At 66.1% G+C, this 22,389-nt stretch carries 19 protein-coding genes; 6 read left to right on the top strand and 13 right to left on the bottom strand.

Annotated elements, in window-relative coordinates; genetic code table 11:
* Positions 1-135 precede the first annotated feature (135 nt).
* The 3 genes from ntrC to dusB are packed head-to-tail and all read right to left on the bottom strand — an operon-like array spanning position 136 to position 3,652.
* Positions 136-1,572 (bottom strand): nitrogen regulation protein NR(I), encoded by a 1,437-nt coding sequence (gene ntrC / locus DD559_RS07880; RefSeq protein WP_116468696.1) that lies wholly within the window; start codon positions 1,570-1,572, stop codon positions 136-138.
* On the bottom strand, positions 1,569-2,678 hold the full coding sequence (locus DD559_RS07875) for a two-component system sensor histidine kinase NtrB (protein WP_116468695.1): 1,110 nt from the start codon (positions 2,676-2,678) through the stop codon (positions 1,569-1,571). Before DD559_RS07875 ends, ntrC begins: the two co-directional genes overlap by 4 nt.
* A complete protein-coding gene (dusB, locus tag DD559_RS07870) occupies positions 2,654-3,652 on the bottom strand; it encodes a tRNA dihydrouridine synthase DusB (protein ID WP_116468694.1) in 999 nt (332 codons plus the stop codon). Before dusB ends, DD559_RS07875 begins: the two co-directional genes overlap by 25 nt.
* A gap of 154 nt (positions 3,653-3,806) precedes the next feature.
* Here dusB and DD559_RS07865 point away from each other — a divergent pair, with 154 nt between their 5' ends.
* Positions 3,807-4,964, top strand: coding sequence for a bifunctional 2-C-methyl-D-erythritol 4-phosphate cytidylyltransferase/2-C-methyl-D-erythritol 2,4-cyclodiphosphate synthase (locus tag DD559_RS07865; RefSeq protein ID WP_116468693.1), 1,158 nt, complete (start codon positions 3,807-3,809; stop codon positions 4,962-4,964).
* Positions 4,965-5,004: 40 nt separating this feature from the next.
* A complete protein-coding gene (locus DD559_RS07860) occupies positions 5,005-5,541 on the top strand; it encodes a CinA family protein (RefSeq protein WP_116468692.1) in 537 nt (178 codons plus the stop codon).
* Here the strand turns inward: DD559_RS07860 and DD559_RS07855 are convergent.
* Together DD559_RS07855 and lipA are read right to left on the bottom strand one after the other, a co-directional pair.
* On the bottom strand, positions 5,466-5,963 hold the full coding sequence (locus DD559_RS07855; protein ID WP_116468691.1) for a type II toxin-antitoxin system RatA family toxin: 498 nt from the start codon (positions 5,961-5,963) through the stop codon (positions 5,466-5,468). The two genes, DD559_RS07860 and DD559_RS07855, sit on opposite strands and share 76 nt — an antisense overlap.
* Positions 5,963-6,895, bottom strand: coding sequence for a lipoyl synthase (gene lipA / locus DD559_RS07850; protein WP_116470788.1), 933 nt, complete (start codon positions 6,893-6,895; stop codon positions 5,963-5,965). The genes DD559_RS07855 and lipA overlap by 1 nt, the downstream gene beginning before the upstream one ends.
* Before the next feature lie 130 nt (positions 6,896-7,025).
* On the opposite strand from lipA, the gene DD559_RS07845 reads away from it, so the two are divergent.
* Entirely contained in the window at positions 7,026-7,655 is a 630-nt protein-coding gene (locus DD559_RS07845; protein ID WP_116468690.1) for a carbonic anhydrase, read from the top strand.
* 136 nt (positions 7,656-7,791) lie between these two features.
* Here DD559_RS07845 and DD559_RS07840 read toward each other — a convergent pair whose 3' ends face one another.
* Genes DD559_RS07840 through aspS form a run of 3 tightly spaced genes read right to left on the bottom strand, consistent with a single transcriptional unit; the run spans position 7,792 to position 11,412 of the window.
* On the bottom strand, positions 7,792-8,568 hold the full coding sequence (locus tag DD559_RS07840) for a polyphosphate kinase 2 family protein (RefSeq protein ID WP_116468689.1): 777 nt from the start codon (positions 8,566-8,568) through the stop codon (positions 7,792-7,794).
* An 8-nt stretch (positions 8,569-8,576) separates the two neighbouring features.
* Positions 8,577-9,593, bottom strand: coding sequence for a 2-hydroxyacid dehydrogenase (locus DD559_RS07835; RefSeq protein ID WP_116468688.1), 1,017 nt, complete (start codon positions 9,591-9,593; stop codon positions 8,577-8,579).
* Positions 9,594-9,609: 16 nt separating this feature from the next.
* Complete coding sequence (gene aspS, locus DD559_RS07830) at positions 9,610-11,412, bottom strand: aspartate--tRNA ligase (protein ID WP_116468687.1); 1,803 nt, start codon at positions 11,410-11,412, stop codon at positions 9,610-9,612.
* A 146-nt stretch (positions 11,413-11,558) separates the two neighbouring features.
* Between aspS and rnd the strand changes: the two genes are divergently transcribed.
* Positions 11,559-12,734, top strand: a complete 1,176-nt coding sequence (gene rnd, locus DD559_RS07825; RefSeq protein ID WP_116468686.1) for a ribonuclease D — start codon at positions 11,559-11,561, stop codon at positions 12,732-12,734.
* Positions 12,731-13,021, top strand: coding sequence for an I78 family peptidase inhibitor (locus tag DD559_RS07820; RefSeq protein WP_116468685.1), 291 nt, complete (start codon positions 12,731-12,733; stop codon positions 13,019-13,021). The genes rnd and DD559_RS07820 overlap by 4 nt, the downstream gene beginning before the upstream one ends.
* A gap of 6 nt (positions 13,022-13,027) precedes the next feature.
* Here the strand turns inward: DD559_RS07820 and DD559_RS07815 are convergent, their stop codons facing one another.
* Together DD559_RS07815 and DD559_RS07810 are read right to left on the bottom strand one after the other, a co-directional pair.
* Positions 13,028-14,260: an SAM-dependent methyltransferase gene (locus tag DD559_RS07815; RefSeq protein ID WP_116470787.1), complete on the bottom strand. Its 1,233-nt coding sequence runs from the start codon at positions 14,258-14,260 to the stop codon at positions 13,028-13,030.
* A gap of 40 nt (positions 14,261-14,300) precedes the next feature.
* On the bottom strand, positions 14,301-15,674 hold the full coding sequence (locus DD559_RS07810) for a cryptochrome/photolyase family protein (protein WP_116468684.1): 1,374 nt from the start codon (positions 15,672-15,674) through the stop codon (positions 14,301-14,303).
* Between the two features lie 112 nt (positions 15,675-15,786).
* Here DD559_RS07810 and DD559_RS07805 point away from each other — a divergent pair, with 112 nt between their 5' ends.
* Complete coding sequence (locus tag DD559_RS07805) at positions 15,787-16,674, top strand: diacylglycerol/lipid kinase family protein (protein ID WP_116468683.1); 888 nt, start codon at positions 15,787-15,789, stop codon at positions 16,672-16,674.
* A gap of 159 nt (positions 16,675-16,833) precedes the next feature.
* Here the strand turns inward: DD559_RS07805 and DD559_RS07800 are convergent, their stop codons facing one another.
* The 3 genes from DD559_RS07800 to DD559_RS07790 are packed head-to-tail and all read right to left on the bottom strand — an operon-like array spanning position 16,834 to position 22,356.
* Positions 16,834-19,527 (bottom strand): valine--tRNA ligase, encoded by a 2,694-nt coding sequence (locus tag DD559_RS07800; protein WP_116468682.1) that lies wholly within the window; start codon positions 19,525-19,527, stop codon positions 16,834-16,836.
* A 54-nt stretch (positions 19,528-19,581) separates the two neighbouring features.
* Positions 19,582-19,935 carry a response regulator gene (locus DD559_RS07795; RefSeq protein WP_116468681.1) on the bottom strand — a complete coding sequence of 118 codons (354 nt, stop codon included), beginning with the start codon at positions 19,933-19,935 and terminating at the stop codon, positions 19,582-19,584.
* Between the two features lie 39 nt (positions 19,936-19,974).
* Entirely contained in the window at positions 19,975-22,356 is a 2,382-nt protein-coding gene (locus DD559_RS07790) for a hybrid sensor histidine kinase/response regulator (RefSeq protein WP_116468680.1), read from the bottom strand.
* Positions 22,357-22,389 lie beyond the last annotated feature (33 nt).

Genomic DNA, 22,389 nt, shown 5'->3' with positions numbered 1-22,389 from the left:
CATAAATTGGTGTAAACGTGTCTCGGCGGCATCAATCGTGGGAAAGGCCGGACGGGACGCAGCATCGCCGCCGGTCTTTCCCCGCGAAAGGGATGGCACTCGCCCTGGATATGCCTGAACGGCCCGGCCGCCTGCTCAATCCTCGACGCGAATCCCCGATCCAATGCCCAATGTATCCAATCGCTTGCGAAGCGTATTTCGATTGATGCCCAGCGCCCTTGCAGTGCGCAGCTGATTATTCTGGTGGCGCGCCATCATCATTTCGATCAGCGGACGTTCCACCTCGCCGATAATGCGATCGTACAGCGTGCCATCATCCAGCGCCGTCGGCTCCTCGAGCGCAATGCGTTCCAGTCGGGTTCGGATGGCCGTTTCAATGCCTGCATCACGCGCGGTCGGTGCCGCATTCGCTCCTTCGCCCAGGGCACGGCGGAGTGCGGCGGCGTCAATCCACTCATCGCGCGACAATGCCGCCAGCCGGCGCATCAGGTTTTCGAGCTCGCGCACATTCCCCGGCCAGTCGAGCGTCTCGAGCAAGACAACCGCATCCTTATCGAGTTGCTTGCGCGGCAAACCATCTTCGGCGGCACGATCGAGGAAGTGGCGGGCGAGCAGCGGAATATCCTGGCGGCGCTCGCGCAGCGCCGGCAGGCTGATCGGCACGACATTGAGGCGGTAGAACAGGTCCTCTCGGAACTGGCCGACCTGGACCAGTTGGCCCAGATCCTTGTTCGTCGCCGCCACGATCCGTACGTCGGCGCGAATCGTGCGCGCACCGCCCACGGTGGTGAACTCGCCCGACTGGAGCACGCGTAGCAGCCGCGTCTGCGCATCCATCGGCATGTCGCCGATCTCGTCGAGAAACAGCGTACCGCCGGCGGCCTGCTCGAACTTGCCGGCGACGCGCGCCTGCGCGCCGGTGAAGGCACCGCGCTCATGGCCGAACAACTCCGCCTCGATCAGTTCGCGGGGAATTGCCGCCATGTTGAGCGCCACGAACGGCGCACGACGGCGCGGGCCCAGATCATGAATGGCCTTGGCCACCAGTTCCTTGCCAGTACCGGATTCGCCGCTGATCAGCACCGTCAGGTCGTTGGAAACGACGCGGGCGATGACCCGATAGACCTCCTGCATCGCCGGCGAACGGCCGATCAACGAAGGGCCGCCATCTTGTTCGGCATCCGGCTGGTCCGCGGGGCGCCGGCGGCCGCGCGCGATCGCACTCTGTACCGCCTGCGTCAGAACGTCGAGGTCGAACGGCTTCGGCAGATAATCGAACGCGCCGACTTCGGTCGCCCGTACCGCCGTTGCCAGCGTGTTCTGCGCGGAGAAGACGATAACGGGCAATGTCGGATGGGCTGCCATCAGGCCGGAAACAACGTCCAGTCCATTGCCGTCGGGCAACACCACGTCCGTTACCAGCACATCGGGCATCCCCGTCGTCAGCGCACGCCGCAACTCCGCGACGCTTGCGGCGGTGGCAACACGATGCCCCTCCCGTTTCAGCGCGGCGGCAACGACGGTGCGGATCGCCGCATCGTCATCGACGACAAGAACCGAGCCTGGCGTCATGCGCTGGCCCTCGGCAAAAGAATGCGGAACACCGTCACCTCCGGTTCGCGTTCGCGGGCATATTGGACGATGCCGCCCATATCCCGCACCAGTTTCTCGACGAGCGGCAACCCAAGCCCCTTGCCCTCCGGCTTGCCCGACACGAACGGCTCGAACAAATGCTCGGCGATGTCCGCCGGGGCGCCGGGGCCGTTGTCCATCACGCAGATCTCGATGGGCAGCGGCCGACGCGGCTGGCCGGCGCCGACGCTTACCGACATGCCATGGCGAAAGGCGGTCGAAAGAATGATGCGGGGGTGGGCATGATCCTTGAGTGCCTCGGCGGCGTTTTTCAGCAGATTGAGCAGGACCTGCAAGAACGCATCGCGATCGACCAGCACCGGTGGCAGCGAGGGATCGAACCATTCCTCGATCGCGATCGACCGCGCGAAACCTGCCAGCGCGACGCGGCGGGCATGATCGAGCAACGGGTAGATATTGGTTGGTGCCAGGTCGAGCGGCCTCGTATCGGTGAAATCCTGCATCCGATCGATCAACGCGGCGATGCGGTCGACTTCGGTCGTGATAAGGCGGGTGAGTTCTTCGTTGCTTTCGGGATCACCGCCGCTTTGAAGCAACTGCGCCGCGCCGCGGATTCCGGAGAGCGGATTCTTTATCTCGTGCCCCAGCATTGCCGCCGCGCCGATCGCGGCGCGCGCGCCGGCGGTGCGATCCAGCCCGTGCGCCAGTCTGCGCGCCTGGGGGGCGTGGTGCAGCGTTACGATCCGCCAGCCAGGATGATCCGGCACCTGCGTCTCGAGGAAGTCCACGCGCAGCCGCGTGCCTCGCACCGCCTCGATCTCTGCGTCGAACGCCGCAAAGCCGCGCCCCTCCTGGCGCCCGGCATAGTCCTCGGGAGGCAGCAGGACGGCGTCGTAGGGCTGGCCGACCATGCTGGTCTCGCTATGGTTGAGCAGCACCTCGCAGGCAGGGTTGGCATGGGCGATGCGCCCATCGGGATCCAGGACAAGCACCGCCACTGGCAGCGCGCCAAACAGTTCGGCGAAGCTCGGTCCTTCTACGGCCTGGGGGCGAAACCGCCTCAGGCCGCCGCGCGGGAAAGCCACGGCTCGTAGAACTCCGCCAGCATGTCGAGCACCTTCACCGGATCGACGACCTGGTTCACCTTGTTGCGGAACTCGGCCGAGCCGTGCAGCCCCTTGGTGTACCAGCCGAGATGCTTGCGCATCATGTTGACGCCCACCTCGTTCCCATAATGGGCAAGCGTCTCGATGTAATGCTCGGTAATGACGCGATATTGTTCTTCGATCGACGGCTCGGGCTTGTCGCCCTTGCCCGTCAGCGCGTCCATCACCTGGCGGAGGATCCACGGCTTGCCATAGGCGCCGCGGCCGATCATCACGCCGTCCGCGCCCGACTGGGCCAGCGCCTCACGCGCATCGGCCACCGAGCAGATGTCGCCATTGACGATCACCGGGATCGAGACGGCATCCTTCACCCGGCGCACGAAGCTCCAGTCGGCCGAGCCGCGATACATCTGGTTGCGGGTGCGGCCATGGACCGTCACCAGCTTGGCGCCGAGGTCCTGCGCGATCTTCGCGAGGTCGGGGGCGTTGAGGCTGTCATGGTCCCAGCCCATCCGCATCTTGACGGTCACCGGCGCCTGAACCGCGTCGACACAGGCGCGGATGATCGCACCGGCATGGTCGAGATCGCGCATCAGTGCGGAGCCGGCATCGCCGTTGGTCACCTTGCGGACTGGGCAGCCCATGTTGATGTCGATGATCGCGGCACCGCGATCCTCGTTGAGCTTGGCCGCCTCGGCCATCTCGTGCGGGGTGCAGCCGACCAGCTGCATCGACACCGGTTCCTCGATCGGATCCCAGGCCGCCTTCTGCACCGATTGCCGCGTCTCACGGATCGCGGCGGCGCTGGCGATCATCTCCGTGACGTTGAGGCCCGAGCCGAAGCGCCGCACCGCCCGCCGGAACGGCAGGTCGGTCACGCCTGTCATCGGCGCAAGCAGCACCGGGGCTTCGACCCGCACGGGGCCGATCTGGATGGGGGCGAGTTCGCGCATCAATTCTGCCTGAAAATCAGGCAGGCGATGTAGCGATACCGTGCGGCAAGAGCAAGGTCGCAGAAATCCGCGCCCCGCCCAGCCGCTATGACATAGCGTTGCCGGGGGACCGCGGCCCTACCCCTGCCCCGCAAACTTCGCTAGGCGCTCCGCCATGACCGCGTTCAGGACCGCCGCCATCCTCGTCGCCGCCGGCAGCGGCACCCGCGCCGGGGGCAGCGTGCCCAAGCAATATGCGTTGCTCGGCGGAAAGCCGCTGCTCGCCTACGCCCATCAGGCGCTCGCCAGTCATCCGAAGATCGACGTGGTGCTGACCGTGATCGGCGCCGGTCAGGAGGCGCTGCTTGAAGCGGCGCTCGGCACCACGCCCTTCGTCACCGGCGGCGCCACCCGGCGCGAGTCTGTGCGCAACGGTCTGGAGGCGCTGCTCGCCGGAGGGTTCAGCCATGTCCTGATCCACGACGCCGCACGCCCCTTCCTGCCGGCCCGCGTGATCGACGATCTGCTGACCATTCTGGATGCGGAAGGCGGCGCGATCCCGGCCCTTCCCGTTGCCGACACACTGGTGCGCGGGGCAGGCGACGTGATCGGCGACACCGTCCCGCGCGACCGGCTCTACCGCGTGCAGACGCCGCAGGCCTTCGCCTTCGACGCCATTCTCGACGCCCATCGCCGCTGGCCCGCCGAGCAGGAGGCGACAGACGACGCCCAGATGCTGCGGGCAGTCGGCGGCCAGGTCGCCCTTGTCCCCGGAGACCCCATGCTCGAAAAGATCACCCATCCCGCCGACTTCGCCGCCGCGGAGGCGCGGCTGGCCTCGGCGATGCGCGTCCGCACCGCCACCGGCTATGACGTCCACCGATTTGCCGAGGGCGAGGCGCTGTGGCTGGGTGGCGTCCGCATTCCGCACAGCAAGGGCCTGTCAGGGCATAGCGACGCCGATGTAGCGCTCCACGCGATCACCGACGCGCTGCTCGGCACGATCGGCGCGGGCGATATCGGCATGCACTTTCCCCCCAGCGACCCGCAGTGGCGCGGCGCGGCCTCGGCCCGCTTCCTCGAACATGCCGCCACGCTGGTGGCGGCCGAGGGCGGCATCCTCGACTTCATCGACCTGACGCTGATCTGCGAGGCGCCCAAGATCGGCCCGCACCGTGAGGCGATCCGCGCCTCGATCGCGGCGATCCTTGGTCTCGATCCGGGACAGGTGAGCGTGAAGGCGACGACCACCGAACGCCTCGGCTTCACCGGCCGCGGCGAGGGCATGGCGGCGCAGGCTGTCGCAACCGTACGCGTACCTGCAAGGAACTGACTCGTAACACCCGTCATCCAATGGCAAGGGGGCTGCCGTTATGGACACGATTCTTCCCAAAGAGCTCGTAGAAGCCGCGCGCAACGTAATCGACGCAAACCGGATTGCCGGTCGCCGTGTCGCCGTTGCCGAAAGCTGCACCGGCGGTCTTGTATCCGCCGCGCTCACCGAGTTGCCGGGTTCGTCCGACGTCTTCGACGCCGGGTTCGTCACCTATTCCAACGACGCCAAGATGGACGTGCTGAAGGTGAGCCTCGACGTGCTCGAAACCTTCGGCGCGGTGTCGATCGCGGTCGCCTGGAGCATGGCGCAGGGCATGCTGGAGCGGACCAAGGCCGACGTCGCGGTGGCGATCACCGGCATCGCCGGCCCTGGCGGGGCGACCGAGAACAAGCCGGTCGGCACCGTCGTCTTCGCCCAGGCGATCCGCGGTGCCGATCCCAAGCACGTCGTCGCCGACGCGCGGCATTTCGAGGATAATGGCCGTGGCGGCATCCGCCTTCAGGCGGCGTTGTGCGCGCTCGACCTGTTGATGCCGTCGCCCGAGGTTCCGGCAGAGGAACCCGAATCCGCATAAAGCTTGGCCGCGCGCTCCTCGAACGCACCGATCATCTTGCGGAGCGCGCGATCGAACACCTGGCCGGCCAGCATCTCGAACACCCGGTTTTTGAACGCGAAATCGACGCAGAAATCGACATAGCAGCCGCCCTGCCCGTCCGGCCGGAACTTCCAATCGTTGGACAGGTGCTTGAGCGGCCCGTCGACATATTCGACATGGATGCTCTCCGGCCGCACCTTGGCGACGCGGGAGGTGAAGGTCTCGCGCAGCCCCTTGAAGCCGACGATCATGTCCGCAACGACCTGGGTGTCGCTCGACGAGCGGACGCGCATCGCGCTCACCCAGGGCAGGAACTCGGGGTAGCGCGCCACGTCCGCCACCAGATCGAACATCTGTTCCGGCGTATAGGGGAGATGCCGGGTTTCGCTGTGCTTGGGCATCAGGCCTTGGCGCTCGCCTTTGCCAGCTTGGCCTCGCGGGCCGCGCGCATCTCGGCGAAATCCTCACCGGCGTGATAGCTGGAGCGCGTGAGCGGGGACGAGGCGACCTGCAGGAAGCCCTTCGCTCGAGCGATCGCGCCGTACGCCTGGAACGCCTGCGGGGTCACGAACTCCTCGACCTTGGCGTGCTTCGGCGTCGGCTGGAGATACTGGCCCATGGTCAGGAAATCGATGTCGGCCGAGCGCATGTCGTCCATCACCTGATGGACCTCGAGGCGCTGCTCGCCGAGACCCAGCATGATGCCGGACTTGGTGAAGATCGACGGATCGAGCCGTTTCACCGTCTCCAGCAGCCGAAGCGACGCATAATAGCGCGCGCCCGGACGGATCATCGGATAGAGCCTGGGGACGGTTTCCAGATTGTGGTTGTACACGTCCGGTCGCGCGGCGACGATCGCCTCGACGGCGGCCTCGTGCTTGTTGCGGAAATCCGGCGTCAGGATCTCGATCGTGGTGGTCGGGCTGGCCTTGCGGATCGCCTCGATCACCTTGACGAACTGGCTGGCGCCGCCATCGGGCAGGTCGTCGCGGTCGACCGAGGTGATGACGATATGCTCCAGGCCCATCTGCTCCGCCGCCTCGGCGACGTGCTGGGGCTCCAGCGGATCGACCTTGCGCGGCATGCCGGTCTTGACGTTGCAGAAGCGGCAGGCACGCGTGCAGACGTCGCCCAGGATCATCACCGTCGCGTGTTTCTTGGTCCAGCACTCGCCGATGTTCGGACAGGCGGCTTCCTCGCACACGGTGACGAGGTTCTTGGAGCGCATCAGCGCGCGGGTCTTGGCGAACCCTTCCGAGGTGGGGGCCTTGACGCGGATCCAGTCGGGCTTGCGGACGCGCTCGGGGCGCGGCAGCGGAGTCTGCTCGTTCATGGGGGGCAGATAGAGCGCCCGAACGCGTTTCGCCAGTCCCGGAAATTGCGCATGGCGTTGCAGGGAGCGCATGCGGAGTCTGGGCGTTGTCTCCGTCGACAAGTTGCAAAAGGATGGATAGGCGAAACGAATGGCAGATTTTCAGGAACTGATCGGCGGCTATCACCGCTTCCGCAACGAAGGCTGGAGCCAGCAGCGTGCGCGCTGGGCCGAGCTTTCTGAGGGGCAGAGCCCGAGGGTGATGGTGATCGCCTGCTCCGACAGCCGGGTAGACCCGGCACAGATTTTCGATACGTCGCCCGGCGAAATTTTCGTCGTGCGCAACGTCGCCAACCTCGTGCCGCCGTACGAGACGGATGGCGGTCGCCACGGCGTTTCGGCCGCGCTGGAGTTCGCCGTGACGCAACTCAAGGTGGAGGAGATCGTCGTCATGGGCCATGGGGCCTGCGGCGGTGCGCATGCGGCGCTCACCCAGCGCTTCGCCGATGCCGAGCAGGGCGAAGGCGGATTCATCGCGCACTGGGTCGATATGCTGGACGAGGCCCGGGACAAGGTTCGTGCCGAATATGGCGAAGGGCCGGAAGCCGTGCGCGCGATGGAGCACGAAACGATCCGTGTATCGATGCGAAACCTGCGGACCTTCCCCTTCGTCTCGGAGCGGGAGGCGGCAGGCAATCTCACCATCCACGGCGCCTATTTCGCAATCGCCGACGGTATGCTGCATGTGATGGACGAAAACGGCGCGTTTGCCGCGGCGTAGCTCGACCTTCTAAGGCTGCGCTCCCCTCCCGCTTGCGGGAGGGGGCGTGGGGGACGACTTGGCCCGCGCCGGCACTCCCAAACTCCCCGTTCCCCCCACCCCCCGCAAGCGGGAGGGAAACGAAGGTAGGGGAAACTCAGAACTTCCCCAGCGCTTCCGTCGCCACCTTCACGACTTCCGGGTCGAGCTCTGGCGGGACCATCGGCACGTGCTTTTCCAGCTGTTCGGCGATAGCCGTCAGCGCGGCAATGCGGGCTGCCTTCTTGTGATTGCCATCGATCACCGTCCAGCGTGCGTGCGGCGTGTTCGTTTCGTGGAACATCTCGTGCATCGCATCGAGATAGTCGGCGCGACGCGCGCGGTTGCGGAAATCCTCGGCGCCGGTCTTCCACCGCTTCCACGGATGCGTCAGCCGGTCGCGCAGGCGCTTGTCCTGGGTCTTCTGCGTGACGTGCAGGAAAATCTTCACCAGCGTCGCGCCGTTATCGACCTGCTGCGCCTCGAAATCGTTGATCTCGGCATAGCCTCGCCGCCAGTCGCGTTCGCTGGCAAAGCCCTCGACGCGCTCGACCAGCACCCGGCCGTACCAGGTGCGGTCGAATACCGCGATGTTGTGCTGGGCGGGCAGCCGCTGCCAGAAACGCCAGAGGAAGTGGTGGGACAGTTCCTCCTGTGTAGGCGCGGAAATCGGCCAGACCTCGTAATAGCGAGGATCCCATTCGGCGGTCAGGCGCTTGATCACACCGCCCTTCCCCGCCGCATCCCAGCCTTCGAATGCCACGATCGCGCGTCGCTTGTGGATGATGTGCGCGGTCTGGATATGGCTCAGCCGCTTCTGCAACTTGGCAAGCTCGGTTTCATAGTCCCCGTCGAGCGAGAGACCGGCTTCATAGTCCGAAAGGTCGATCGTCATAGGGCGCCTCAACGCGCCGGCGCGATCAAGGCTGCATCGACGCGGTTAGCGAGCGGCTTGCCGTTCGCGAAATCGGCGATGCTGGCGAGCGTCGTCTCGGCGATGGCCGACAGCGCCTCCTCGGTGAGGAAGGCCTGGTGGCCGGTGACGAGCACGTTGGGAAAGGTGAGCAAGCGCTGGAACTGGTCGTCGGCGATGATCTCGTTCGACAGATCCTCGAAGAACAGATCGGCCTCCTGCTCGTACACGTCCAGGGCAACCGCGCGAATCTTGCGTGCCTTGAGCCCGTCGATCAGCGCAGCGGTGTCGATCAGCGCGCCTCGGCTGGTGTTGACGATGGTGAGGCCGTCGCGCGCCTCGGCGATCACCTGCGCGTTGATCAGCCGGTAGGTGTCGGGCGTGAGCGGGCAATGCAGCGTGACGATCTCGGCGGTGCGCAGCAGCTCGTCGCGCGGCACATAGCGGACGCCGATCGCCTCCAGCTCGGGATCGGCATGGAGATCGCTCGCCAGCACGGTGCAGCCGAAGCCGGCACATAGTGCCTGGGCGACCAGCGCGCCGATCTTGCCGGTGCCAACCACGCCGACGGTACGGCCGTGCAAGTTGCGGCCGATCAGCCCGTCGAGCGCGAAGTTGTTCTCGCGCACCCGCGACCAAGCGCGCGGAATCTGGCGGTCTACCGCGAGCAGCAGCCCGATGGTGAATTCCGCCACCGCATGTGGCGAATAGGCGGGCACGCGCACCACGGCGATGCCCAGCCGCTCCGCCGCGACAAGATCGACATTGTTGAACCCGGCACAGCGCAGCGCCACCAGCCGGACGCCCGCCTTGGCCAGTGCTTCCAGCACCTTCCCGTCGACCCCGTCGTTCACGAACACGCACACCGCCTCGTGCCCCGCCGCCAGCGTGGCGGTCAGCGCATCGAGGCGGGGTTCGAGGAAGGTCAGGTCATGCCCGAAGCGCGCATTTGCCTCGGTCAGGAAGCGGCGGTCATAGGCCTTGGTGTTGAACACCGCGACGCGCATGACCGCCGACATCGGCTCAACTAGCCTTGGGGCCGTCGACGCCCGGCGCCAGGCGGATGTGCAGTTCCTTCAGCTGCTTGTCGCTGACGGCCGAGGGCGCGTGCATCATCAGGTCCTCGGCCTTCTGCGTCATCGGGAAGGCGATCACTTCGCGGATGTTCGGCTCGTCGGCGAGGAGCATCACGATGCGGTCGACACCCGGGGCCGAACCGCCGTGCGGCGGCGCGCCGAACTTGAAGGCGTTGATCATGCCCGAGAAGTTGGTGTCGACATCGGCCTGCGTATAGCCGGCGATCTCGAACGCCTTGTACATGATCTCCGGCTTGTGGTTCCGGATCGCGCCCGAGGACAGCTCGATGCCGTTGCAGACGATGTCGTACTGATAGGCGAGGATGTCGAGCGGATCCTTGGTCTCCAGCGCCTCCAGCTCGCCCTGCGGCATCGAGAAGGGGTTGTGGCTGAAATCGACCTTCTTCGCGTCCTCGTCATATTCGAACATCGGGAAGTCGACGATCCAGCAGAACTCGAAGCGCTTCTTGTCGATCAGCTCCAGCTGCTCGGCAGCGCGGGTGCGCGCCAGGCCGGCGAGCTTGCCGGCCTGGGCTTCCTTGCCGGCGGCGAAGAAGATGCCGTCGTTCGGGCCCAGGCCCATCGCCTCGGCAATCGCCTTCATGCCGTCCTGGCCATGGTTGTTGGCGATCGGGCCGCCGAACACGCCGTCCTTCTGCGTCGCATAGCCGAGGCCCGGGAAGCCTTCCGACTGCGCCCAGCTGTTCATGTCGTCGAAGAATTTCCGTGACTTCTCGTGCGTGCCCGGCGCCGGGATCGCGCGGACGACGTCGCCGCCCTCGACGATCGAGGCGAAGCGGCCGAAGCCCGAGGCCTTGAAGAAGTCCGACACGTCGGTGATCACCAGCGGGTTGCGCAGGTCCGGCTTGTCGTTGCCGTACTTCAGCATCGATTCGCGGTACGGGATGCGCTTGAACGGCAGCGCGCTGACGCTGCGGCCCATGCCTTCCCAGTCGGCGAACTCCTCGAAAACGCCGTGCAGCACCGGCTCGATCGCGGCGAACACATCGTCCTGCGTCACGAAGCTCATCTCGAAGTCGAGCTGGTAGAATTCACCTGGGCTGCGATCGGCGCGGGCGTCCTCGTCGCGGAAGCAGGGCGCAATCTGGAAATAGCGGTCGAAGCCGGCGACCATCAGCAGCTGCTTGAACATCTGCGGCGCCTGCGGCAGCGCGTAGAACTTGCCCGGGTGGACGCGGCTGGGGACGAGATAGTCGCGCGCGCCCTCGGGGCTCGACGCGGTGAGGATCGGCGTCTGGAACTCGGTGAAGCCCTGGTCGATCATCCGGCGGCGGAGCGACGCGATCACGTTCGAGCGCAGAAGGATGTTCTTGTGGACCTTCTCGCGGCGCAGATCGAGATAGCGGTTCCGCAGGCGGATCTCTTCGGGATATTCCTGCTCGCCGAACACCGGCATCGGCAGGTCGGCAGCGGCGGACTGGACGGTGACCTCGGCGGCGCGGACCTCGATCTCACCGGTCGGCAGGTTCGGGTTCACCACGCTGGCGTCGCGCGCGACGACTGTGCCGGTGACGGTGATCACCGATTCGGAGCGCAGCGACTCGATCGCCTCGAAGGCCGGGCCGCTGGCGTCGGTGACGATCTGGGTGATGCCGTAATGGTCGCGCAGGTCGACGAACACCAGGTCGCCATGGTCGCGCTTGCGGTGCACCCAGCCCGACAGGCGGACGGTCTGCCCGACATCCGTAGAACGGAGCTGGGCGCAGGTGTGCGTGCGATAGGCGTGCATGATGCGGTTCTTCTCACCTTGGCGTCTTCCCGCCACGCTTGGCGGTGCCGGTCCGGGCCGGCGCGACGATATTGAAACACTATGACCGCGCGCATTCCGGTCACACCCCACTTTTGTCAACCCGAAGACCGGTATATGGGCATCCGATGCACATTCATGGTCTGATCGAAGACAGCGTCACCCTCGCCGATCTCTGCAAACGCCTCGCGCAGTCCGACTTCATCACGGTCGACACCGAGTTCATGCGCGAAAACAGCTACTGGCCCGAGCTCTGCCTGATCCAGGTGGCGAACGACAAGGAGGCAGCGGCGATCGATCCCAAGTCCCCCGATCTCGACATGGGACCCCTGCTCGACCTGCTGACCGACAATGAGGACGTGCTGAAGGTCTTCCACGCCGGCGGCCAGGATATCGAGATCGTCTACAACCTCACCGGCAAGACCCCGCACCCGATGTTCGACACCCAGGTTGCCGCGATGGCGCTCGGCCAGGGCGAGCAGATCGGCTATTCGAACCTCGTCGACACCTATCTCGGCATCGTCGTCGACAAGGGCGCCCGCTTCACCGACTGGGCACGCCGTCCGCTCGACAAGCGCCAGATCGACTATGCCATCGCCGACGTCACGCATCTCTCAAAAATCTTCCCGAAGATGCTGGAAAAGCTCCGCAAGACCGGCCGTGGCGTATGGCTAGACCAGGAAATGGAGCGGATCAGCGATCCGGAGCATTATCGCAATGATCCCGATCAGGTGTGGCAGCGCGTTCGCATCAACAGCCGCAAGCCCGAGGTACTCGGTCGCCTCAAGGCCCTGGCCCGCTGGCGCGAACTGGAGGCGCAGGGCAAGGACCTGCCGCGCGGCCGCATCGTCAAGGACGAGACGCTGGCCGACATCGCCGCTAACCCGCCGCGCAAGCAGGCCGACCTCGCCAAGGTGCGCGGGCTCTCCGCCGCCTGGGCCGGCAACGACATTGGCGGCCGGATGATGGCGGCGATCGCCGATTCCAAGCCGATGCCGGCGGACGAAATGCCCGGGCGCGAGGAACGCAAGCCGGCGCTGGGCAAGGACGGCGCACTGGTCGCCGACCTGCTGAAGCTGCTGCTCAAGATCCGCGCCAAGGAAGTCAACGTCGCCCCGCGCCTGCTCGCTCGTTCGGAGGATCTGGAGGCGCTCGCCGCCGGAGTGCGCAAGGACCTACCGATCCTCGAGGGCTGGCGCTACGAGCAGTTCGGCCGCGACGCGCTGGCGCTGGTCGAGGGCCAGCTCGGCTTCGCGGTGCGCAACGGCAAGCTCAAGATGACCCGGACGGAGGAGCCGTCATGATCGGGCGCGTCGCCCTGATCGCCTTGCTCGTCGGCACTGCCGGCTGCGCCCAGCAGAAAAAGGCCGAACCGCTGCCCCCTGGCGTCGAGTGCGATGCGAATCGCGTGCTGGGCCTCAAGGGGAAACCCCGTTCCCAGGCCATCGAAGCGGACGCCCTTGCGCGTTCCGGCGCCAAGCGCCTGCGCTGGATCGAGCCAGGATCGGCGGTGACCATGGACTTCCGTGTCGACCGGCTGAACCTCCATGTCGACAAAGCCGGCACGATCACGGACGCGCGCTGCGGCTGAGCGGAGTCAGGTCCGCTTCACCAACGTCATCTGGATTACGTCAATCCCGCCACCGCGGAACCCGCCCTCGCAATACATCAGATAGTAGCGCCAAAGCCGTACGAAGCGATCGTCGAACTGCCGAGGCAACAAGCCCGAGGCAGCGGCTGCGTCGAAGCTCGCGCGCCAGCGCCGCAGCGTCTCGGCATAATCGAGCCCGAAGGCATGGCGATCACACCATTCCAGCCCCTCGGCCTCGGCCAGGGCGCGGAACTCGCTTTCCTTGAGCAACAGACCGCCTGGGAAAATATAGGTCTGGATAAAGTCGACGTTGCGGGCATAGCCTTCGAACATCGCATCGTCGAAGGTGATGATCTGCAAGGCCGCCCGGCCGCCGGGCTTCAGCGCCCGCGCGATGGCCGATACATAGGCTGGCCAATATTCGCGACCCACCGCCTCCGCCATTTCGATGCTGGCAACGGCATCATATTGCCCGGTCACGTCGCGATAGTCGGTCAGGCTGAACCCCGCGCCTTCCATTCCGGCAGTACGTGCCTCGGCCCAGGCCTTCTGCTCGGTGGAGAGGGTGATGCCGTGGAGCCTGCGTCCCTGCCGCAGCGCCAGTTCGGCAAAGGAACCCCAGCCGCAGCCGATCTCGAGAATCGTGTCGCCGGGGCCGGTCGCCGTACGATCCAGGATGGCCTGCAGCTTCCGGTCCTGCGCTACCGTCAGCGCCTCGCCCGTATCGGCGAAGATCGCGCTGGAATAGCTCATGCCGGGGTCGAGCCAGCGCGTGTAGAAATCATTGCCAAGATCGTAGTGAAACGCGATGTTCTTGCGCGATCCGCCGCGGTGGTTGCGTCGCATCCAGTGCATCAGCCGCCGCGGCAGCAGCGATAGCCCCCGCGAGCGCGCCTGCGCCGCAAGCCCCGCGCGATTGCGGCTGAACAGCGCGAACAGCTGCACGGGATCCGGGCTCGACCATTCGCCCTTCTCCCACGCCTCGTACCAGCCGGCCGAGCCACCGGTCGCCAGCCGGACCAGCGCCCGCCAGCTGTGCAGCGTGACCACCGCCATCGGACCCGCCGCAGCACCGCCGAGCAGCCGCGCCTGGCCGTCCGGCGTGAAGACTTCGAGGCTACCTTCGCCGATGCCGCGATCGAGACGATCGAGCTGTCGGTGGAAAAAATGGCCGAAGAGAGCCAGCGGCCCCGAGCCGCGGACGGCGACTCGTGCGGTATCGTGCCCCGGAGCATTCATGCCCCGATTCATGCACGCCTGACCGCACGGGGCAAGCCCTTCAGCGAACCGCGCGTCCCGCCGCCAGCGCCCGTTCGCGGGCTTCGCGGTGGTTAATGCGCTTGGCGGGATAGTCGCGCGGTCGGCACCCCGCTTCTTCCGGATCATGGATCGCCGCATCGGAAAGCTTCGCCAATTCGGGCACCCATGCGCGGATATAGCCCGCGGCGTCGAATTTCTCGGACTGCGACAGCGGCGCCATCACCCGGCTCCACTGGCTGGAGTCGACGCCCGAGCCGGATACCCATTGCCAGTTCACCGCGTTGCTGCCGTAATCGGCATCGACCAGCGTGTCCCAGAACCAGCGCTCCCCTTCGCGCCAGTCGATCAGCAAATGCTTGATCAGGAAGCTCGCCGCGATCATCCGCACCCGATTGTGCATCCAGCCGGTCGCCCAGAGCTGACGCATGCCCGCATCGACGATCGGATAGCCGGTACGGCCCTGTTGCCAGGCGCGCAGATCGTCCTTGGCGTCCTGGCCGCTGCGCCATTCCATGGCATCGAAGGCCGGGCGGCCGTTCCTGGCGGCATAGTCGGGGTACTGGCAGATCAGGTTCTGGGCGAAGTCGCGCCAGCCCAGTTCGCGCAGATACGCCTCCACCTGGCCGCCCGCGTCCGCCACCGCGTGCCAGACCTGCGCAGGCGATACCTCGCCGAAATGAAGATGGGGCGAGAGGCGCGAACTACCCTCGATCGAGGGCAGGTTGCGGGTGTCGTCATAGCGCGCAGCATGGTCCCTGAACCGGCGCAGCCGCTTATGCGCGCCCGCCTCGCCCGGCGTCCATTCCGCGCAGAATCCAGCTGCCCAGTCGGGCGCCGTGGGCAGCAATGCCCAATCCTCCAGTCGATCGCTGGCCGGCCAGTGCGCGGGCGCGGCAATGCGAGACGGTGTCGGCCGCGGTGGGGCCGGCGGTAGACAATCTCGCAGCGACCGCCAGAAGGGCGTGAAGATCTTGTACGGGCTGCCCGCCCCGCTCGTCACCGCGCCGGGGGGCAGCAGGTAATTGCCGTCATGGCAGCAGAGCGTCAGCCGCTTCGATACCGCGCGCTCCGCATTGCGCCACCAAGGCTCATAATGGCGGATGCAGTGGACCGTGTCCGCGCCCGTTTCATCCGCCAGACGTGCGAGCGCTTCCTCGCTTCGACCACGGCGCAGGATCAGGCGCGAGCCCTTCTCACGCAACGCGGCATCCAGCGACGCAAGGCTGTGGTGCAACCACCAGCGCGATGCGCCGCCCATGGCGCGGTGTTTCGCGGTCTCGTCGTCGAGCACATAGACCGGGAGGACGGTGCCGGCCTTCAGGGCGGCGGCGAGAGCGGGCTGATCGGCGAGCCGGAGATCGCGGCGAAACCAGAGGAGAACGGGGACAGGCATGTCGCCAAAAACGCACAAGGTCTGTCGCTGGCAACTGTCCACTGGAACAGGGGCTACGGACCCGATCGGCAAAACCGTGCGTTACGGACCCGTCATCATTCAAGGGGTCCCCATGTCATTCCGTTCGGCGGCGATGATCGTCAATACCAAGTCCCGCCATGGCCAGGATTTCTTCGACCGCGCCTGTGCCCGCTTCCACGGGCAGGAGATGGCGGTGGATGCGCATGCCGTGGAGCAGCCGGACGAGCTTGAAGCAACGCTAGCCAAGGCACTGGCAAAGAGCCCGGAACTGGTGATCCTGGGCGGCGGCGACGGCACGATCAGCGGGCTGGTCGACAAGCTGGTCGGCGCGGGCGTGACGCTGGGCGTGCTGCCGCTGGGGACCGCCAACAGCTTCGCCCGCTCGCTCGGCATCCCGCTGGACGTGGACGGCGCGGTGGACACGATCCTGCACGGGCGCCCGAAACGCATCGACCTGGGCATGATCAACGACGATTATTATGCCAGCACCGCAGCGATCGGCCTGTCGCCGCAGATCGCCCAGACCGTGCCGCACAACGCCAAGCGCTGGTTCGGACGGATGGGCTATCTCAGCTGGGCGGCGATCCAGTTTCTGAAGTTCAAGCCGTTCACGGTGATCGTCGGCGAGGGCCCGAATGCGCAGCGACTACGCGCGGTGGAGGTTCGGATCTCCAACGGCCCCTTCCATGGCGGCACCGAGCTGGTCGATGAGGCCGACGTGAGTTCGGGCGAGATCGTCGTCCAGGTGGTGAAGGGCCATGTGAAGTCGCGGCTGGTGCGCAACTGGGCGGCCTCGGTCCTGCGGCTGGAGGCGCGCAAGGAGGATGTGGAGAGCTTCCGCGGCCAATCGTTGCGGGTGGCGACCGAGCCGCCGTTGCCGATCTCGATCGACGGCGAGGTGCTGGCCAAGACGCCGGTGACGGCGAAGGTGGCGCCGGCGGTGATCGAGGTGATGGTGCCGGGCGGCAGTTCGACCTGAACCACAGTCCCCCTCACCCTTCCCACTGCCTTCGGCAGTGGCCCCTTCCCTCTCCCACAAGGGGAGAGGGAGCTGGACGCCACCGATCCCTCTCCCCTTGTGGGAGAGGGAGGGAGCGCCGAAGGCGCGGAAGGGTGAGGGGGGACTTAGATGTAGGGATTACCCCAACCGCGCCAGCGCCGCCGAAAGCCGCTCGGCCTCCGCCGCCTTCTCGGCATGATCCGCGCGCGCCTTCTCGACCGCCTCGGGCTTGGCCCGCTCGACGAAGCTCGGATTGCCGAGCCGTCCGGCAAGCCCGTCGCGCTCCTTCTCGGCCGCCGCGATCGCCTTGGTGAGGCGCGCGCGCTCGGCTTCGAGGTCGATGATGCCTTCGAGTGGCAACACGAACGTAGAACCGTCCAATACCAGCTGAGCAGCGGCCCCAGTCACGCCGATGTTAGTTGCCTTGATTTCCCGAATTCGTCCCAGGCGAATTAGTGCTGGTTCGTTCAGGATCAGCCTCTCGATAACCTCCGGTTCTGTGTCCGCCCAAGCAACCAAATCAACTTTGGCAGATACCGGAACATTAAGATCCGTACGAGTGGAGCGGATCTCGCTCACCAGCCGGATCAGCCAGTCGATCTCCTGCGCCGCCGTCGGATCGAGCGCACGCGCATCGGCCATCGGCCACTTCGCGACGATCAGGTCATGGTCGCGCGGGCCCATCTTCGACCACAGCTCTTCGGTGATGAAGGGCATGAACGGATGGAGCATGACCAGGATCTGGTCGAGCGCCCAGCCTGCGACGGCGCGGGTTTCCTCTGCCTGCGCAGCGTCGACGCCCTCGCCCTGCAGCACCGGCTTGATCAGCTCCAGATACCAGTCGCAGAAGCGGCTCCAGACGAACTGGTAGATGCTGTTCGCCGCCTCGTCGAAGCGCAGATCGGCGAGCGCGAGGTCCAGCGCCTGCACCGTCGCGATGGTTTCCGCGATGATCCAGCGGTTTACCGCGAGTTCCGCAGTCGGCGCCTCAAGCTGCTTGCTGGCGGCAATGCCGTTGGCCTGGCAGAAGCGCGCGGCGTTCCACAGCTTGGTCGCGAAGTTGCGATAGCCCTCTAGCCGCTTCTCATCCATCTTGATGTCGCGGCCCTGGCTCTCCATCGCCGCCATGAAGAAGCGCAGCGCATCGGCGCCGTATTTGTCGATCATGCCCAGCGGATCGACCGTATTGCCCTTGGACTTGGACATCTTCTGGCCGTCCGCCGCGCGGACAAGACCGTGCAGATACAAGGTCTTGAACGGCACTTGCCGCATGAAGTGCAAACCCTGCATCATCATCCGCGCATCCCAGAAGAACAGGATGTCGAAGCCGGAAATGAGCACGTCGTTCGAATAGCGCCCGCCCAGCGTGGGATCGCTATTCTCGGGCCAGCCGAGCGTCGCGAACGGCCACAGCGCCGAGGAGAACCAGGTATCGAGCACATCGGGATCGCGGGTGAGCGCAACACCCTCGCCCGCCTGTGCCTGGGCCTCTTCCTCGGTCTCGGCAACGTACGGCTTGCCATCGGCGTCGAACCAGGCGGGGATGCGGTGGCCCCACCAGAGCTGGCGGCTGACGCACCAGGGCTGGATGTTCTCCATCCAGTTGAAATAGGTCTTTTCCCAGCTCTTCGGCACGATCTTGGTCGCGCCCGAGCGGACCGCCTCGATCGCCGGCTTGGCGAGCGTCGCCGCGTCGACATACCATTGGTCGGTCAGCCACGGCTCGATCACCTGGCCCGAGCGGTCGCCATAGGGGGTCTGGATCGTGCGCGGCTCGGCGTCGTGCTCGGCGCCTTCCTTGTCGACGAACGGCACGAGGAAGCCCTCGTCCTTCAGCCGCGCGACGATCGCCTTGCGCGCCTCGAACCGGTCGAGCCCGATCAGCTCGGCGGGCACCAGCCCGTCCTGCGTCTGGCAGATCGCCGCCTTGGCATCGAGCATGTTGAGCATCTCGCCGGCTTTAATACCGGCGCGAACACCCACCTCGAAGTCGTTGAAATCATGCCCCGGCGTGATCTTCACCGCACCCGAGCCGAGTTCCGGATCGGCATGTTCGTCGCCGACGATCGGGATCAGGCGGCCGGTGATGGGCAGCTTCACTTGGCGGCCGATCAGCGCCTTGTAGCGTTCGTCCTCGGGATGCACGGCGACCGCCATGTCGGCCAGCATCGTCTCGGGCCGCGTCGTCGCGACCTGGATGAAGCCCGAGCCGTCCGCCAGCGGATAGCGCAGGTGCCAGAAGTTGCCGCGGACTTCCTTGGTCTCGACCTCGAGGTCCGAGATGGCGGTGCCGAGGCCCGGATCCCAGTTCACCAGCCTTTTGTCGCGGTAGAGCAGGCCCTGGCGGTAGAGCTCGACAAACACCTTGAGGACGGCCTTGGAAAAGCCCTCGTCCATGGTGAAGCGCTCGTTCGCCCAGTCCATCGAGCAGCCGAGCCGGCGCAGCTGGCGGGTGATCGCGCCGCCGCTCTCCGCCTTCCATTCCCACACCTTATCGACGAACGCCTCGCGGGTGAAGTCGGTGCGCTTGCTACCGGCGGCATTGAGCTGGCGCTCGACCACCATCTGCGTTGCGATGCCGGCATGATCGGTGCCGACCACCCAGCGCGCGTCCTTGCCCTTGAGCCGCGCGTGGCGGACGAGGATGTCCTGCAGCGTGTTGTCGAGCGCGTGGCCGATGTGGAGGCTGCCGGTCACGTTGGGCGGCGGGTTGACGATCGTCCAGGGCTCGGCGCCGGTGCGCTCGGGGCGGAACAGGCCTTCGTCTTCCCAATGGGCGTACCAGCGGGATTCGATGTCGGCGGGGTCGAAGGTCTTGGGGAGTTCGGTCATGGTGCAGGGGCTTTAGCGTCGCCCCTGCCCTGCGCACAACCCTTGCCGACAGGCTCAGCTGAGCGTGCTGAGCACCTTGTCGACACGGTCGAGCGTGAACGGCTTGGAGAGCACCGGACGATCGCGGTGGCTCGGCGCGATGCTGTCGTCCGTGCCGCCGGTTGCGAGCACGAAAGGAATACCCAACTCTGCCAGCCGATCGGCCACCGGCCAGCTTTGTTCGCCACCGCGCAAATTGACGTCGAGGATGGCGGCATCGATGCCCCCCGCCCCGATCCGCTCCAGTGCCTCGGCCACGCTGTCCGCGGTGCCGGCGGCCACCCGGTCCAATGCATCGAGGAAGTCCTCCAGCATCATGGCGATCAGCGGCTCGTCTTCGACGATCAGAATGTTACGCGGTCCCTGCATATTTCCCCCTTCGCAGGAAAGTCATTGCGTGCCAAGCACTTATTCAGATGCCACGATATCCCGCACCGCTTCGGCAAGTTGTTGTACGGAAAAGGGTTTCGGGAGGAAGGCAACGTTCTCGAGATCGATCGAACGCCGCAATTGTTCCTCGGCATATCCGGACATGAACAAGATGGGCAGGTCCGGCCATCGCTCGCGCACCTTGCGGGCCATGCTGGGCCCGTCCATCACCGGCATCACGACGTCGGACAGCAACAGATCCGGCTTTTCCATCGACTCGATCGTTTCGAGCGCCACTTCGCCATTTTCGGCAGTGACGACCGTATACCCCTGGCGGCTGAGCGCCCGTTCGGCGATCGCGCGGACCATATCCTCATCCTCCACCACCAGGATCGTGCCCGATCCCCATAGGTCGGCGGGCTTTTCCTTCACCACCGGCAGCTTTGCCACCGCAGCCTCCGGCGCGGCATGGACCGGCAGGTAGATAGTGAACTGCGCGCCGCCCGATGGCCTGTTCTCCGCGAAGATATAGCCGCCCGACTGTTTGATGATGCCGTACACGGTTGAGAGGCCCAGACCGGTACCCTTGCCGACCTCCTTGGTCGTGAAGAACGGCTCCCAGATCTTGGACAGGATCTCGGGCGGGATGCCGGTGCCGGTATCGGAGATGCGAAGCGCGGTATAATCGCCCACCGGCAGCACGTCATCGTCCATGCGCCGCACATCGGCAGCCGAGACTGCCAGCGTTTCGATCGTCAGCGATCCGCCGCCGCTGGGATTCCTGCTGAGCATCGAATCGCGCGCGTTGACCGCAAGGTTCACCACCACCTGTTCCAACTGCCCCGGATCGGCCCGCACCGGCCCCAGGTTGCGGCCGTGCTTGACGTCCAGCGTCACCGTCTCGCCGAGCAATCGCTTCAGCAGGTTCGACACCTCCGAAATGATGTCGGGCAGTTGCAGGACCTGCGGGCGCAGCGTCTGCTGGCGTGAAAAGGCCAATAACTGTCGCGTCAGGCTGGCGGCACGGTTCGAATTGGCCCGGATCTGCTGAATATCGTCATAGTCGCTGTCGCCGGGGGAGTGGCGCATCAGCATCAGATCGCAATGGCCGATGATCGCCGTGAGGATATTGTTGAAATCGTGCGCCACGCCACCGGCAAGCTGGCCCACCGCCTGCATCTTGGTCGCCTGCGCCACCTGCCGCTTCAGCTTCCCCTCTTCGCCCATGTCGCGCAGGCTGAGCAACACCGCCGCATCCCCCAGGCCCCTGGCACCGGCAATGGTGATGGCAACCGGATCCTCCGCGGTATCCTTCAGCCGCACCGTGATCTCGAGCGATTTGGGCGCGCCGCCCGCGAACCGCCGTACGGCATCCGCCAGCGCGGCCTTGTCCTCGCGGATCACCAGATCGCCGGGATAGAGCGGTGGGGTCGCGCCCTGCACCCTCGCCGAGCGCATGAACGCTTCGTTCATCGTCACGAACCGGCCGTCCCGATCGACCAGCGCAAGCCCGGTCGGCAGCAGCGCGATCAGCGAGCGGACATCGGTGGAGCTGCTGCCGCCCAGGCTCATCGCCAGGGGTTCCTCGTCGAGAAGCGCCACGAGCAGCGGGGCATCCTCCCCATCGAGAAACGGTATCTGGAGCAGGCGCAGCGGCGTCGCTTCCCGCCCTTCCCGCTCGAACCAGATCTGGCCGCGCGCATCGGTGCTGAGCAGACGCGCGAAATCCAGCCCCTCCGCTCCGCCATCGGCGTCTCCCAGCGCGCGCTGCTTGAAGACACGGTTGGCGGATCGAATGCGGCCATCGGGTGCGACCAGCACGACCATGACGCCCGCCCCGCCCAGCCGATCTCCCGTGGGGCCAGCGATCAGTCCCTGGATCTGTACGGCAAGATCCAGCGCGTTCACCCCGATGAAGCGCCAAACCAGCGAATCGTCGCCTACCCGCGCGACCCGTACGGCCACCTTGGCGCCAAAGATATGGACATCGCCGCACCGCGCTTCGCCATCGCGCCATGCCGCGCGCGCGCAGGCCCCCAGCGCCTGCGCACCCGCCTCTCCGATCGGCAGGCTTGGCGGGGTCGGCCAGCCGCCGAACAGCGCCTCATAGCGCGGATTGGCGCAGACCAGGCGCCCGCTGCGATCCGTCACCGCCAAGGCGTCGTCGCTGGCGGAGGCGAGCGCGTGGGCGATCGCCCAATCGGTGTAGCGCTCCACATGCAAGGGGGAACGAAAAAGGCGGGCGGCGCCGATCATGATCCCCGCCGCCAGCAGGGCTGCGGCCAGAAAGCCGATCGCGACCATGCGGTCGCCGATCGTGAACAGGATGAGCGCAGCCGTGGCAATGCCGGTGCACACCGCAACCGCCAGCGGCAGCAGGAGCGAAGGTTTCGGAAGATCCGCAGCTGGCAAACCGGCCATCCATCACCGATGTGCGGTTGCAGCCGCACCGTC

The sequence above is a fragment of the Sphingomonas pokkalii genome (assembly GCF_003096275.1).
GTDB lineage: Bacteria > Pseudomonadota > Alphaproteobacteria > Sphingomonadales > Sphingomonadaceae > Sphingomonas > Sphingomonas pokkalii.
The sequence above is the reverse complement of the archived record's forward strand: the minus strand, read 5'-3'. Positions and strand labels throughout refer to the sequence as shown.

What these genes read in the sequence shown, in the direction of transcription:
- DD559_RS07805 (WP_116468683.1), top strand. Translation starts at nt 15,787, where the DNA reads ATGTCATTCCGTTCGGCGGCGATGATCGTCAATACCAAGTCCCGCCAT.
- ntrC (WP_116468696.1), bottom strand. Translation starts at nt 1,572, where the DNA reads ATGACGCCAGGCTCGGTTCTTGTCGTCGATGACGATGCGGCGATCCGC.
- DD559_RS07800 (WP_116468682.1), bottom strand. Translation starts at nt 19,527, where the DNA reads ATGACCGAACTCCCCAAGACCTTCGACCCCGCCGACATCGAATCCCGC.
- DD559_RS07820 (WP_116468685.1), top strand. Translation starts at nt 12,731, where the DNA reads ATGATCGGGCGCGTCGCCCTGATCGCCTTGCTCGTCGGCACTGCCGGC.
- aspS (WP_116468687.1), bottom strand. Translation starts at nt 11,412, where the DNA reads ATGCACGCCTATCGCACGCACACCTGCGCCCAGCTCCGTTCTACGGAT.
- DD559_RS07845 (WP_116468690.1), top strand. Translation starts at nt 7,026, where the DNA reads ATGGCAGATTTTCAGGAACTGATCGGCGGCTATCACCGCTTCCGCAAC.
- rnd (WP_116468686.1), top strand. Translation starts at nt 11,559, where the DNA reads ATGCACATTCATGGTCTGATCGAAGACAGCGTCACCCTCGCCGATCTC.
- DD559_RS07790 (WP_116468680.1), bottom strand. Translation starts at nt 22,356, where the DNA reads ATGGCCGGTTTGCCAGCTGCGGATCTTCCGAAACCTTCGCTCCTGCTG.
- dusB (WP_116468694.1), bottom strand. Translation starts at nt 3,652, where the DNA reads ATGCGCGAACTCGCCCCCATCCAGATCGGCCCCGTGCGGGTCGAAGCC.
- DD559_RS07810 (WP_116468684.1), bottom strand. Translation starts at nt 15,674, where the DNA reads ATGCCTGTCCCCGTTCTCCTCTGGTTTCGCCGCGATCTCCGGCTCGCC.
- lipA (WP_116470788.1), bottom strand. Translation starts at nt 6,895, where the DNA reads ATGAACGAGCAGACTCCGCTGCCGCGCCCCGAGCGCGTCCGCAAGCCC.
- DD559_RS07860 (WP_116468692.1), top strand. Translation starts at nt 5,005, where the DNA reads ATGGACACGATTCTTCCCAAAGAGCTCGTAGAAGCCGCGCGCAACGTA.
- DD559_RS07865 (WP_116468693.1), top strand. Translation starts at nt 3,807, where the DNA reads ATGACCGCGTTCAGGACCGCCGCCATCCTCGTCGCCGCCGGCAGCGGC.
- DD559_RS07815 (WP_116470787.1), bottom strand. Translation starts at nt 14,260, where the DNA reads ATGAATGCTCCGGGGCACGATACCGCACGAGTCGCCGTCCGCGGCTCG.
- DD559_RS07840 (WP_116468689.1), bottom strand. Translation starts at nt 8,568, where the DNA reads ATGACGATCGACCTTTCGGACTATGAAGCCGGTCTCTCGCTCGACGGG.
- DD559_RS07835 (WP_116468688.1), bottom strand. Translation starts at nt 9,593, where the DNA reads ATGCGCGTCGCGGTGTTCAACACCAAGGCCTATGACCGCCGCTTCCTG.
- DD559_RS07855 (WP_116468691.1), bottom strand. Translation starts at nt 5,963, where the DNA reads ATGCCCAAGCACAGCGAAACCCGGCATCTCCCCTATACGCCGGAACAG.
- DD559_RS07795 (WP_116468681.1), bottom strand. Translation starts at nt 19,935, where the DNA reads ATGCAGGGACCGCGTAACATTCTGATCGTCGAAGACGAGCCGCTGATC.